The following is a 12,566-nucleotide window of genomic DNA, read 5'->3' as shown; positions in this document are numbered from 1 at the left end:
TCGCTTTTCTATCAATAAGTTGCGCAACACCGGCAAACCCACTGCTTTCGCCCTTAAGAATCGTCCTCTATATAGAAGAGAAGACTCACAGAACCCCCGCCTCTCTGAATGCCGTCACCGCGGCTTCGTCCAACCCCAACACTCGCTGCAAGACCTCCAGCGTATGCTCCCCTAATAAAGGGGGCGCATTGCGATATTCCACCGGCGTCTCGGAGAGTCGAATCGGACTGGCCACCTGCGGCACGCTCCCAGCCAATACGTGAGGCAACTCCATCGCCAATCCACGCGCCTGCACCTGAGGATCGGCAAACACCTGGGCCAGATCGTTGATTGGCCCACACGGCACACCCGCCTGCTCCAACTGAGCCACCCACTCGGCGGTAGTCTTGAACACCGTCGCCTGGCGAATCAACGGAATCAACACCGCCCGATTCGCCACCCGCAGCTTGTTTGTGGCAAAACGCGGATCGTCGGCCCACTGCGGCTGACCTGCAACCTCAGCGAATTTTCGGAACTGGCCGTCGTTACCCACCGTAAGGATGAAATCGCCATCGGCCGTAGGAAAATCCTGATAAGGCACGATGTTCGGATGAGCATTGCCCAACCGCTTCGGCGCATGACCTGTGGTCAGGTAATTCATCGCCTGATTGGCCAGGCAAGCCACTTGGACATCCAGCAAGGCCATATCGATGTGCTGGCCGCCGCCGGCATGATCCCGATGAGCCAGCGCCGCCAAAATAGCAGCAGTCGAATACAGCCCCGTGAGGATATCCGTCAGCGCGACTCCCACCTTCACCGGCCCCGCCCCCTCATCGCCCTCTGGGCGGCCGGTCAGGCTCATCAAGCCCCCCAACCCCTGAATCATGAAGTCATACCCGGCACGCTTGGCATAAGGGCCCGTCTGGCCAAACCCAGTGATCGAGCAATAGATCAATTGCGGATTGATCGCCTTTAGCGACTCGTAGTCCAGACCATAAGCCGCCAGCCCGCCAACTTTGAAGTTTTCGATCAGGATATCGGACTTAGCCGCCAGCTCTCGCACCAGCCGCTGCCCTTCTGGACGCGTGAAATCGATGGTCACCGACTGTTTGTTGCGATTGGCCGACAGATAATAAGCAGCCTCGGTCGTGTTCTCGCCTCGGGCATCCTTAAGGAAGGGCGGCCCCCAGGCGCGCGTATCGTCACCATTGCCGGGACGCTCGACCTTGATGACATCAGCACCCAGGTCCGCCAGGATCTGTCCGGCCCACGGCCCGGCCAGGACTCTCGATAAATCCAATACCCGCAGATGTGAAAGCGCGCCCATGACCGTTCTCCTATTAATAGAACGCCTGGATACCGGTTTGCGCACGCCCCAGGATCAGCGCATGAACGTCGTGGGTACCTTCATAGGTGTTTACGACTTCCAGGTTCACGAGATGACGAGCAATGCCGAACTCATCGGAAATACCGTTGCCACCCAGCATGTCCCTCGCCATGCGAGCGATATCCAGGGACTTGCCGCAGGAGTTGCGCTTCATGATCGAGGTGATCTCGACCGCCGCCGTGCCTTCATCTTTCATACGTCCCAGGCGCAAGCATCCCTGCAAGGCCAGGGTGATTTCGGTCTGCATGTCGGCCAGTTTCTTCTGGATCAACTGATTGGCAGCCAGAGGACGCCCAAACTGCTGTCGGTCCAGCGTGTACTGGCGAGCGGTATGCCAGCAGAACTCAGCTGCCCCCAAAGCCCCCCAGGAAATGCCATAACGCGCCGAGTTCAGGCAGGTAAACGGGCCCTTCAGGCCGCGGACATCGGGAAAAATGTTCTCTTCCGGAACGAATACGTTGTCCATTACGATTTCGCCAGTGATGGAGGCGCGCAGGCCGACCTTGCCATGAATAGCCGGTGCACTCAGACCCTTCCAGCCCTTTTCGAGAACGAAGCCGCGGATATCGCCAGCGTCATCCTTACCCCAGACGACAAACACATCGGCGATCGGACTGTTGGTGATCCACATTTTGCTACCCGTCAGGCTGTAGCCGCCTTCCACTTTGCGCGCACGAGTAATCATCGCACCCGGGTCGGAACCATGGTTCGGCTCGGTCAGACCAAAGCAACCGATCCATTCACCAGACGCCAGCTTTGGCAGATACTTCTGTTTTTGCGCCTCGGTACCGAATTCATTGATCGGCACCATGACCAGCGAAGACTGCACGCTCATCATTGAGCGATAACCGGAATCGACGCGCTCGACTTCGCGAGCGATCAGGCCATAGCTGACGTAGTTCAGCCCACTGCCGCCGTACTGTTCAGGAATGGTTGCCCCCAGCAGGCCCACTTCACCCATCTCGCGGAAGATCGCCGGGTCGGTCTTCTCATGGCGGAACGCTTCCAGCACCCGCGGCGCGAGCTTTTGCTGGGCGAACTGCTCGGCAGTGTCGCGGATCATGCGTTCTTCTTCGGTGAGCTGCTGATCCAGCAACAATGGATCGATCCAGTTGAAGCTCGCTTTACCGGCCATGAAAGAGTCCTCGCCAATTAGATGAAAATCGTGGATTGATCCTAGGCGCGCTTTCCTACAAGGGCAAACGAGGATTGCGCACTATCTTGTGCTAATTTCTCACTCCGTAAACGCCATAAACCCCGTTTATGTCGATATTGAGTGAGGCTTGTGTACATGCGCCGTAAAATCCCCAGCACCACCGCCCTGATCAGTTTCGAGGCTGCCGCACGTCATGAGAGCTTCACCAAGGCGGCGCACGAGCTTTCTCTTACCCAAGGCGCTATCTGCCGACAAATCGCCAGCCTGGAAGACTTCCTCAGCGTGGAGCTTTTCCGACGCTCACGTCGAGGCGTCAAACTGACCGAAGCCGGCCTTTCCTACAGCCGTCGAGTTGCCACCCAACTGGATGCCGTCGAGCGCGACGCTCTTTCGGTGATGGGGCATACCGGTGCGAACGTGATCGAACTGGCCGTGGTGCCAACTTTCGGCACTCAATGGCTGCTACCACGCCTCAAGGATTTCCAGCAGCAGCATCCGGAAGTCACCGTCAACCTGACCAACCGCACACGGCCCTTTCTCTTTGCGGACACAGAGTTTGACGCCGCTATCTATTTTGGTGATGCGGACTGGTCCGGCACCGAATCCCACAAGCTGATGGGCGAAAATCCGATGCCGGTATGCAGCCCTACCTTACTGGGAGGCCGGACGAGCCTGACACCAGAGGCCATCGCCGAATTGCCCTTGCTCCAGCAGACGACTCGCCCGTATGCGTGGCGCCAGTGGTTCAACGCCCAGAACCTGAATATTGCGCGAGACCTGACAGGGCCGCGTTATGAACTATTCTCCATGCTCGCCCAAGCGGCTATGCACGACATGGGTATCGCGCTGATTCCGCCCTTTTTGATTCAACGCGAACTGGCAGAAAAACGACTGGTCGTGGCCAACCGTAACGCGCTGTCGAGCATCAAGGCCTATTACCTGATGATTCCGGAGCGAAAGGTCGAATCCGCCTCCCTTCGGGCTTTTCGTGACTGGCTCGTGAAACAAGCCAACGGCTATCTTATTGATTATTAATAAAAAAATGAAAACAGACTTAGGTAGTAAACTAACAGGGGTCGCTACAGATATAAGTTTATGTCGCATTCAGTCAATCTGTTACCGAACCCGTGCAGTAGTCTCCAAAGCGTCTAAATACATGGCCTGGAGCCATATCGCGCAATGCATCAGCGCTTATTCATCTGGCCGATGGGAAAAATTGTCAATTTGAACCTGAATCCTTGGAAAGCACGGCCCACAAGGGCTGCCGTTCGATAATTGCGACATTCGGTCACAGGGTGACTTGTAGTTAATTTTCCGTCACCCGTCATAATCCCTTGAAGGGCTGAATTTTCGCCTGCAAAATGCCGCGCCCCGCCTGGTTTGGCGGGATCGTGCTGATCGGCCGCCCCAGCCGCGCCATCCGAAGTGCCTGGGTTTACTCAATAAGATCACGCAGGAGATTTGACGTGCACATTGGTGTTCCCCTCGAAACCCAAACGGGTGAAACACGGGTTGCTGCTACCCCGGAAACCATCAAGAAGTTGATCGGCCAAGGCCATAAAGTCACTGTCCAAAGCGGCGCCGGTATCAAGGCCAGCGTAATTGACAGTGCCTATGAGGCGGCGGGCGCAACCATTGGCAGCGCCAGTGATGCATTCGGGGCCGAACTGATCCTCAAGGTGGTGGCTCCCAGCGACAGCGAACTGACGCTGATCAAGAGCGGCACCGTTCTGGTGGGCATGCTCAATCCGTTCAACAACGAAACCATCGCCAAGCTGGCCGAACGCGGTATTACCGCTTTCGCCCTTGAGGCCGCGCCACGTACCTCCCGTGCCCAAAGCCTGGATGTGCTGTCGTCTCAAGCGAACATTGCTGGCTACAAGGCCGTGCTGCTGGCCGCTCATCACTATCCGCGCTTCATGCCGATGCTGATGACGGCAGCGGGCACCGTGAAAGCGGCGCGCGTGCTGATTCTCGGCGCGGGCGTGGCGGGGTTGCAGGCGATTGCCACCGCCAAGCGCCTGGGCGCGGTGATCGAGGCTTCGGATGTGCGTCCGGCGGTCAAGGAACAAATCGAATCCCTCGGCGCCAAATTCGTCGATGTGCCTTACGAAACCGACGAAGAGCGTGAATGCGCCGTCGGCGTCGGTGGTTACGCCCGGCCCATGCCAGCCAGCTGGATGCAGCGCCAGGCCCAAGCGGTGCACGAGCGCGCCAAACAGGCGGACATCGTCATCACCACCGCACTGATTCCGGGCCGCAAGGCACCGACATTGCTGAGTGCCGAAACCGTCGCGCAGATGAAACCGGGCTCGGTGGTCATCGACCTCGCGGCAGCCCAGGGTGGTAACTGCCCGCTGACCGTGGCCGACCAGGTCGTGATCGAGAATGGCGTGACCATTTGCGGCCCGACCAACCTGGCCGGTGAAGTCGCGGCCGACGCTTCGGCGCTGTACGCCCGTAACCTGCTGGACTTCCTGAAGCTGGTCTTCACCAAGGAAGGTCAGTTCGACGTGAACCTGGAAGACGACATTGTTGCCGCGTGCCTGATGTGCCGCGACGGCCAAGTCATCCGTAAAAACGCCTAAGCAGGGATTCAGACAATGGAAGAGCTTATCTCCCCCGGTATCTACAACCTGATCATCTTTGTGCTGGCGATTTATGTCGGTTACCACGTGGTCTGGAACGTGACACCTGCACTGCACACGCCGTTGATGGCGGTGACCAACGCCATTTCGGCGATCGTGATCGTCGGCGCCATGCTCGCTGCCGCACTGACCGTAACGCCTCTGGGCAAGACCATGGGCACCCTCGCCGTGGCCCTGGCCGCGGTGAACGTCTTCGGTGGCTTCCTCGTGACGCGCCGCATGCTCGAGATGTTCAAGAAAAAAGCCCCGAAAGCCGTAAAAGAAGAGGCGCCCAAGTAATGAGCATGAACCTGGTAACGACGCTCTACCTGATCGCGTCAATCTGCTTCATCCAGGCCCTCAAAGGCCTGTCCCACCCCACCACCTCTCGCCGTGGCAACCTGTTCGGCATGCTCGGCATGGCGCTGGCGGTGCTCACCACTGTGGGCCTTATCTATAAGCTCGGTGCTGAGCTGGCGACTGCCGGCATCGGCTACGTCATCGTCGGCCTGCTGATCGGCGGCACCGCGGGCTCGATCATGGCCAAGCGCGTCGAGATGACCAAGATGCCGGAGCTGGTGGCGTTCATGCACAGCATGATCGGCCTGGCGGCGGTGTTCATTGCCATCGCCGCCGTCGTCGAGCCGCAGTCCCTGGGTATCGTCAAGCAGCTGGGTGATTCGATCCCCGCCGGTAACCGTCTGGAGCTGTTCCTCGGCGCAGCCATTGGTGCAATCACCTTCTCCGGTTCGGTGATCGCGTTCGGCAAGCTCTCGGGCAAGTACAAGTTCCGCCTGTTCCAGGGCGCACCGGTACAGTTTGGTGGCCAGCACAAGCTCAACCTGATCCTGGGCCTGGCGACGCTGGGCCTGGGCCTGATGTTCATGTTCACCGGCAACCTCGGCGCGTTCGCCTTGATGCTGGCCCTGGCGTTTGTTCTGGGCGTGCTGATCATCATCCCGATCGGCGGTGCGGACATGCCGGTAGTGGTGTCGATGCTCAACAGTTATTCCGGTTGGGCCGCAGCGGGCATTGGCTTCTCACTGAACAACTCGATGCTGATCATCGCCGGTTCGCTGGTGGGTTCGAGCGGTGCGATCCTGTCGTACATCATGTGCAAGGCGATGAACCGTTCGTTCTTCAACGTGTTGCTCGGCGGTTTCGGCAACACCGCAGATGCTGCTGGCCCGGCAGGCTCCAAAGAAGCCCGCCCAGTGAAATCCGGCTCGGCTGACGACGCGACCTTCCTGCTGACCAACGCCGACACGGTGATCATCGTCCCGGGCTACGGCCTGGCAGTGGCCCGGGCGCAGCACGCGTTGAAAGAACTGACCGAGAAGCTGACGCACCACGGCGTAACTGTCAAATACGCGATCCACCCGGTGGCTGGTCGCATGCCCGGGCACATGAACGTCTTGCTGGCCGAGGCCGAAGTGCCTTACGACCAGGTGTTCGAGATGGAAGACATCAACTCCGAGTTCGGCCAGGCCGACGTGGTGCTGGTGCTTGGCGCCAACGATGTGGTCAACCCGGCGGCGAAGAACGATCCGAAATCGCCGATTGCCGGCATGCCGATCCTCGAAGCCTTCAAGGCCAAGACCATCATTGTCAACAAGCGCTCGATGGCCAGCGGCTATGCGGGCCTGGACAACGAACTGTTCTATCTCGACAAGACCATGATGGTGTTCGGTGACGCCAAGAAAGTCATCGAAGACATGGTCAAAGCAGTGGAATAACGCTCACGGCTTCGCCATCAACGCCCCGACTCGTCGGGGCGTTTTGATTTGTATCAAGGCCGAACGTTACCGATCCGGTAATAATGTTTTGCCTGAAACGCCCGTAATAGAGGCCTTAAATGCGACCTTTGTAGCGGGTCGGGCACCGCGCGAATTCACTAGACTGCGCATCTTGCTTTCCAGCCCGAGATAACAACCTATGTACCGTGATCGCATCCGCTTGCCTTCGTTATTGAATAAAGTGATGAGTGCTGCCGAAGCAGCCTTGTTGATTCAGGACGGCATGACCGTCGGCATGAGCGGCTTTACCCGCGCCGGAGAAGCGAAAGCAGTGCCCCACGCCCTGGCTGAGCGCGCCAAGGTCACTCCGCTGAAAATCAGCCTGATGACGGGCGCGAGCCTGGGTAACGACCTCGACAAGGAACTCACCGAGGCCGGCGTGCTGGCGCGGCGCATGCCATTCCAGGTCGACAGCACGTTGCGCAAAGCGATCAACGCAGGCGAGGTGATGTTCATCGACCAGCATCTCTCGGAAACCGTTGAACAACTGCGCAACGGCCAGCTCAAGCTGCCCGACATTGCCGTGATCGAAGCGGTGGCCATCACCGAGCAAGGGCATATCGTACCGACCACATCGGTAGGTAATTCGGCCAGTTTCGCCATCTTCGCCCGGCAAGTGATCATCGAGATCAACATGGCCCACAACCCGAACCTGGAAGGGCTGCACGACATCTATATCCCGACTTATCGCCCGACCCGCACCCCCATCCCCCTGGTGAAGGTCGACGATCGCATTGGAAGCCCTGCCATCCCGATCCCGCCGGAAAAAATTGCCGCCATTGTCATCACCAACCAAGGGGACTCGCCTTCCACCGTCGCGTCACCGGACAGCGACACCCAGGCCATCGCCGATCATCTGATCGACTTCTTCAAGCAGGAAGTTGCGGCCGGGCGCATGACCAACAAGCTCGGGCCGTTGCAGGCCGGGATTGGCAACATCGCCAACGCCGTGATGTGCGGACTGATCGATTCCCCATTCGAAGACCTGACCATGTATTCCGAGGTCCTGCAGGACTCGACATTTGACTTGATCGACGCTGGCAAGCTGAGCTTCGCCTCCGGCAGCTCTATCACGCTGTCGAGTCGACGCAACGCCGATGTATTCGGAAATCTGGAAAGGTATAAGGACAAACTGGTCCTGCGCCCACAGGAGATCTCCAACCATCCCGAGGTCGTACGCCGCCTGGGCATCATCGGTATCAACACCGCGCTGGAGTTCGACCTGTACGGCAACGTCAACTCCACTCACATCTGCGGCACTCGGATGATGAACGGCATTGGCGGTTCGGGGGATTTCGCCCGCAACGCCCACTTGGCGATTTTCGTGACCAAGTCGATTGCCAAGGGCGGCGCCATTTCCAGTGTCGTGCCGATGGTCAGCCATGTGGACCATACCGAGCACGATGTCGACATCCTGGTGACCGAGATCGGCCTGGCCGACCTGCGTGGCCTGGCGCCAAGGGAGCGGGCACGAGTGGTCATCGACAATTGTGTGCACCCGTCCTACCGCCAAGCGTTGAATGATTATTTCGAAGCAGCGTGCGTCCTGGGTGGGCACACCCCGCATATTCTGCGCGATGCACTGAGTTGGCACGTCAACCTAGAAGAAACCGGGCGCATGTTGGCCGTCTGATACAGCTGGATCACCGCTATCGCAAATACAGTTTTGCTTGAAGGCCCTCACTCGAGCCCGATGCAACAAAAACTGTACTTCTGTACCGGTGTTTTCTTACAGTCTTTTCCCACAAAACATCAGACAATCACCTAAAACGCACCAATAACGTGCAGACAGGTACAGTTGCCTCAATATTGACCAGTACACCGCTCTTTAACAGTTAACTGGTCTCTCACAATACAGGTGAACTGTATCTAGAGAGACTGGCCAAACGAGAGGATCATGGGCACCAGTTAAACCACTACCTAATCCCGCCACAAGCGGAAGGATGTCAACCATGGAACGTACACTCAGTTCCGAGCTGTTTTTCGAAGACAAAGCTGAAAAAAACCAGGCTTCCCTGCCTCTTCGCGTTATCGCTAACCTGATGTTGTGGCAGCGCCGCATCGCCAGCCGCCATCAACTGGCTCGTCTGGATTCGCGCCTGCTGGCTGACGCCGGTATCAGCGAAGCACAACGTTACGAAGAGCTGAGCAAGCCGTTCTGGCGCTAACTCAGCGTCGCTGGCCCTGACCCACCGGGTCCACCGCCAGCACCGAATTGAACAAACAAGACCCGTCGCGGGAAACCGCGACGGGTCTTGTCGTTTCCGGGCCCTTTTTTTTGGAAGACCTGGGAGACACAACAGTTTTGCACAACCCAAAAACATACCAGTACAGTTAAGCTTGAACCGTAGCGCCCAATGCGCGCATCATCCTGCCGGTGACCGTCGCAAAGGGCTGTCAGCCAACGCTTTCTGTCCTAATATCGATGCGAACGTGGCGAAGCGAGTCGAGCATGCGTCTCCTCTTCCAGCTACACGCACCGGTATCACCTCATCCTTCAAGGAGTTTCCTCATGATCCGTCTCCGCCTGCTCAGCGCAGTTGCCCTGCTGGCCGTAGCCGCCCACTCCAACGCCAGCAGCTTCATCGTCACCACCGACTCCATCGTCGGAGCACTCAAGGCCACCTCCGACGTGACCTCCGATGCAACCTCATCCCTGCGTGACAACAAGATCGTTCAAGCCGCCCGTGACGACGCTGCCAGCTTCGTGGCCAGCGAAGGCGCCATCCGTGGTGTGAAACTGGAAAGTGCCCTGGACTACATCCGCCAGCAGGCACCACAGCTCAACGCCACCGATGCACAGCTGGCCCAGGCGATCCTGGTGATCTGATGCAACATGAAACATCGGACGCCAAATGGTGTTCCGATGTTTCAACGCTGGCTCTGGCCCGCAGGTTTGCGCTAGCCTTCAGGCTCGCCATCAACCGTCGAGCCCCATGCGTTTTTACTCAGATCTGTTCATCGCGTCTTTCTTCGTAGTTTTTTGCTGGTCTGTTCCGGCCCATGCTTTCGATGTGTCCACCCAGCAAGTGGTGGTCAGCGGCTATGCCACGAGCATGGTGACCTCTGCGCCCTTCGACCATAAACTGATCGTCGCCGCTCACGATGACGCCGCGGCATTCGTCGCCAGCGACGGGCAACTGCGAGGTGCACAACTGGAATCGGCCTTGGATTACCTGCGCCGGACCCAGCCAAAACTTCACGTCAGCGACCTTGAACTGGCACAGGCAATTCTCGTCCAATAGTTATCCTTATTTCTCCGGAGTCGTTCCATGCGTAGCCCGCTGATTGCTGCCGCCCTAGGCCTGCTGGTGTTGGCCGATGTGGCCCAGGCACATACCCTGGTAGCCACCAGTAACATCATCGTTCGCGCTTCCCAGCGCACGATCGATTTCACTTCCGACACCACCACCTCCATCCGTGATTCGAAAATCGTCCGCGAAGCCCATGACGATGCGGCCAGTTTTGTCGCCAGCAATGGTGAAATTCGTGGCGCTCATCTCGAGGCCGCCTTCGACACCTTGCGCACCCGCGTGCCGGAAGCCCGCGACGCCAGTGACCAGGTTCTCGCCGAAGCCATCCTCGCATTGTGAGGCGGTTCGCCGCCTGGCTGGCGGCCGGGGTCTTGCTGCTCACGGGCAGCATGGCCCAGGCCGGCCTGCAACTGCACCTCAACGTCGAAGGCCTGAGCCCGGCGCAACAGCAGGCCAGCCAGGCGCTGCTCGATGAAGCCATGCAGGCGCTGCCGCCGCGCTTCATCGAGCGGCTGGACCGACGCATCGATGTCGGCTGGACCGACCAGATGCCGGCCAACGCCTACGGCCAGGCCTCGCTGGTGTCACAACTGGACCTCAACAGCAACCTGCTCGACAGCCTTGTCGACGGCAGCGCCGCGAGGCAAAAGACCCATCGCCCCCACGGCACTGTGCGACGGGAAATGCTCGCCACCGTCCTGCACGAACTGACCCACATTTATGACCGCTCGCGTCTATGGTCAGATGCCGAGCGTACGCTGATCCAGCGTTGCACTCGACGCAACAGCAGCGCCGGCTTGATCGGCCTTCCCGATGAATGCCGGGGCCAGAACGACCGCCGCTTCACCCTCAGCGATGATCCTCGCTTGCTGGACCTCGCCGGCTGGCCACAATACGTTGGCCGGCGCGGTGAGCGGGAACAACACAACCGCCAGGTCGCCCGCAGCCCGGACCTCTATGAAACGAGCAGCCCCAAGGAGTTCGTCGCGGTCAACATGGAGTACTTCCTCCTCGACCCAAGCTACGCCTGCCGACGCCCCGCCCTGTATCGCTATTACCAGGAGCACTTCGGCTGGGCTCCCCCCGCCAAGGACACCTGCGCCCAATCGTTCGCGTTCCTCAACGCCGGCAATGACTTCGCCAAGACACCACTGGGCAAAGTTGATCCAGAGCGGGTCTATGCCATCGATTACCTGCTGGCCGAAGCCAACCAGAACTGGGTGAGCCGCTGGGGCCACAGCATGCTCCGGCTGGTGATCTGCGCACCGGGCCGCCCACGTGGCCCGGACTGCCGACTGGATCTGGACCAACACCTGGTGCTGTCGTACCGCGCTTTCGTCGGCGATGTGCAGCTATCGAGTTGGGACGGGCTGGTTGGCAAATACCCGTCGCGCCTGTTCGTATTGCCGTTGGCCCAGGTGATCGATGAATACACCAAGACCGAGCTGCGCAGCCTGGCGTCGGTGCCGCTGAACCTGTCGCGCACCGAGATCGAGGAGACGGTCGAGCACGCCGCCGAAATGCATTGGAGCTACGACGGCAACTATTACTTCCTGTCCAATAACTGCGCAGTGGAAAGCTTGAAGCTGCTGCGCAGCGGCAGCAACAACGCGCAGCTCAACGGCCTGGACAGCATCATGCCCAACGGCTTGTTGGAAGTCCTCAAGGGCCGGGGCCTGGCGGATACCAGCGTGCTGGATGATCCCAAGGAAGCCTTGCGCCTGGGCTACCGCTTCGACTCGTTCCGCGAGCGCTACCAGGCGATGTTCGATGTGCTGAAGAAGTATCTGCCGATCAAGCAGCAAACAGTGGAAGACTGGCTGGCCCTGGATGCCGCCGAACGCCGCGTCTGGTTCGAACAGGCCGACCTGCGCACCAGCGCGGCATTGTTGCTGCTGGAACAAGCCAGTTATCGCCGGCAATTGTTGTTGGCGCAGGATGAAGTCAAACAGCGCTACCTCGGCGCCCGTGAATTGCAAAACGGCGGCATGGAAAGGGCTAACGCGACGCTGCAGCAGATCCTCGCCAACAGCGGCTTCCTGAGCCGTCCGGCCGAACTGCTGGGCAGCAGCGGCTACGGCTTGCCGCAACCCAGCGAGTGGCAACGCTTGGAATCGGAAAGCAGCTTGCGTCAGAAGCAGCTTCAAACGCTGACAGGCGACCTGGACAAGGAAGTCCGGGCATTGCTTGAGCCGAGTCGCGCCGCTGAAATTGCTGCCAGCGAGGCCAATGTGAAAGCGATCGGCGAGCATTTGCGCAAACTGCACAAGGCCGGGGGCGGGTTGGAATTGCCCTGATGAGCACTGCTTGAAGCAATAACAAAAAGGGGTTCAGAACCAAGCTCTGAACCCCTTTTTCGTGCTGCGG

12 protein-coding genes are annotated in these 12,566 nt (G+C 59.0%); 10 read left to right on the top strand and 2 right to left on the bottom strand.

Annotated elements, in window-relative coordinates:
* Nucleotides 1-85: 85 nt before the first annotated feature.
* Together V7773_RS22235 and V7773_RS22230 are read right to left on the bottom strand one after the other, a co-directional pair.
* Nucleotides 86-1,306 carry a CaiB/BaiF CoA transferase family protein gene (locus tag V7773_RS22235; RefSeq protein ID WP_336075149.1) on the bottom strand — a complete coding sequence of 407 codons (1,221 nt, stop codon included), beginning with the start codon at nt 1,304-1,306 and terminating at the stop codon, nt 86-88.
* Between the two features lie 13 nt (nt 1,307-1,319).
* Nucleotides 1,320-2,501, bottom strand: a complete 1,182-nt coding sequence (locus tag V7773_RS22230) for an acyl-CoA dehydrogenase (protein WP_014335919.1) — start codon at nt 2,499-2,501, stop codon at nt 1,320-1,322.
* 156 nt (nt 2,502-2,657) lie between these two features.
* On the opposite strand from V7773_RS22230, the gene V7773_RS22225 reads away from it, so the two are divergent.
* The 10 genes from V7773_RS22225 (at nt 2,658) to V7773_RS22180 (ending at nt 12,496) form a co-directional block, all read left to right on the top strand.
* Nucleotides 2,658-3,557: a LysR family transcriptional regulator gene (locus V7773_RS22225; protein ID WP_063323528.1), complete on the top strand. Its 900-nt coding sequence runs from the start codon at nt 2,658-2,660 to the stop codon at nt 3,555-3,557.
* 431 nt (nt 3,558-3,988) lie between these two features.
* Nucleotides 3,989-5,110: a Re/Si-specific NAD(P)(+) transhydrogenase subunit alpha gene (locus V7773_RS22220; RefSeq protein ID WP_047230082.1), complete on the top strand. Its 1,122-nt coding sequence runs from the start codon at nt 3,989-3,991 to the stop codon at nt 5,108-5,110.
* A 15-nt stretch (nt 5,111-5,125) separates the two neighbouring features.
* Nucleotides 5,126-5,449: an NAD(P) transhydrogenase subunit alpha gene (locus V7773_RS22215; protein ID WP_003187010.1), complete on the top strand. Its 324-nt coding sequence runs from the start codon at nt 5,126-5,128 to the stop codon at nt 5,447-5,449.
* Nucleotides 5,449-6,885, top strand: a complete 1,437-nt coding sequence (locus V7773_RS22210) for an NAD(P)(+) transhydrogenase (Re/Si-specific) subunit beta (RefSeq protein WP_063323529.1) — start codon at nt 5,449-5,451, stop codon at nt 6,883-6,885. Before V7773_RS22215 ends, V7773_RS22210 begins: the two co-directional genes overlap by 1 nt.
* A 199-nt stretch (nt 6,886-7,084) precedes the next feature.
* Nucleotides 7,085-8,578, top strand: a complete 1,494-nt coding sequence (locus V7773_RS22205; protein ID WP_336075146.1) for an acetyl-CoA hydrolase/transferase family protein — start codon at nt 7,085-7,087, stop codon at nt 8,576-8,578.
* A gap of 319 nt (nt 8,579-8,897) precedes the next feature.
* Entirely contained in the window at nt 8,898-9,113 is a 216-nt protein-coding gene (locus V7773_RS22200; RefSeq protein WP_003187014.1) for a DUF1127 domain-containing protein, read from the top strand.
* A 344-nt stretch (nt 9,114-9,457) separates the two neighbouring features.
* Nucleotides 9,458-9,775 carry a DUF2388 domain-containing protein gene (locus V7773_RS22195; RefSeq protein ID WP_003196441.1) on the top strand — a complete coding sequence of 106 codons (318 nt, stop codon included), beginning with the start codon at nt 9,458-9,460 and terminating at the stop codon, nt 9,773-9,775.
* 106 nt (nt 9,776-9,881) lie between these two features.
* Nucleotides 9,882-10,190: a DUF2388 domain-containing protein gene (locus V7773_RS22190; protein WP_063323531.1), complete on the top strand. Its 309-nt coding sequence runs from the start codon at nt 9,882-9,884 to the stop codon at nt 10,188-10,190.
* A gap of 27 nt (nt 10,191-10,217) precedes the next feature.
* The gene (locus tag V7773_RS22185) at nt 10,218-10,538 is read left to right on the top strand and encodes a DUF2388 domain-containing protein (RefSeq protein ID WP_003187020.1); all 321 of its coding nucleotides are present in this window, start codon (nt 10,218-10,220) and stop codon (nt 10,536-10,538) included.
* A complete protein-coding gene (locus tag V7773_RS22180; protein ID WP_336075143.1) occupies nt 10,535-12,496 on the top strand; it encodes a DUF7844 domain-containing protein in 1,962 nt (653 codons plus the stop codon). The genes V7773_RS22185 and V7773_RS22180 overlap by 4 nt, the downstream gene beginning before the upstream one ends.
* Nucleotides 12,497-12,566: the final 70 nt, after the last annotated feature.

Origin of the sequence: Pseudomonas sp. 3JA (assembly GCF_036961705.1) — a bacterium.
Lineage (GTDB): Bacteria > Pseudomonadota > Gammaproteobacteria > Pseudomonadales > Pseudomonadaceae > Aquipseudomonas > Aquipseudomonas fluorescens_Q.
The sequence above is the reverse complement of the archived record's forward strand: the minus strand, read 5'-3'. Positions and strand labels throughout refer to the sequence as shown.

Bases quoted from the DNA above. Each gene is read 5' to 3' on its own strand.
- V7773_RS22235 (WP_336075149.1), bottom strand. From the start codon at position 1,306: ATGGGCGCGCTTTCACATCTGCGGGTATTGGATTTATCGAGAGTCCTG.
- V7773_RS22230 (WP_014335919.1), bottom strand. From the start codon at position 2,501: ATGGCCGGTAAAGCGAGCTTCAACTGGATCGATCCATTGTTGCTGGAT.
- V7773_RS22225 (WP_063323528.1), top strand. From the start codon at position 2,658: ATGCGCCGTAAAATCCCCAGCACCACCGCCCTGATCAGTTTCGAGGCT.
- V7773_RS22215 (WP_003187010.1), top strand. From the start codon at position 5,126: ATGGAAGAGCTTATCTCCCCCGGTATCTACAACCTGATCATCTTTGTG.
- V7773_RS22210 (WP_063323529.1), top strand. From the start codon at position 5,449: ATGAGCATGAACCTGGTAACGACGCTCTACCTGATCGCGTCAATCTGC.
- V7773_RS22205 (WP_336075146.1), top strand. From the start codon at position 7,085: ATGTACCGTGATCGCATCCGCTTGCCTTCGTTATTGAATAAAGTGATG.
- V7773_RS22200 (WP_003187014.1), top strand. From the start codon at position 8,898: ATGGAACGTACACTCAGTTCCGAGCTGTTTTTCGAAGACAAAGCTGAA.
- V7773_RS22195 (WP_003196441.1), top strand. From the start codon at position 9,458: ATGATCCGTCTCCGCCTGCTCAGCGCAGTTGCCCTGCTGGCCGTAGCC.
- V7773_RS22190 (WP_063323531.1), top strand. From the start codon at position 9,882: ATGCGTTTTTACTCAGATCTGTTCATCGCGTCTTTCTTCGTAGTTTTT.
- V7773_RS22185 (WP_003187020.1), top strand. From the start codon at position 10,218: ATGCGTAGCCCGCTGATTGCTGCCGCCCTAGGCCTGCTGGTGTTGGCC.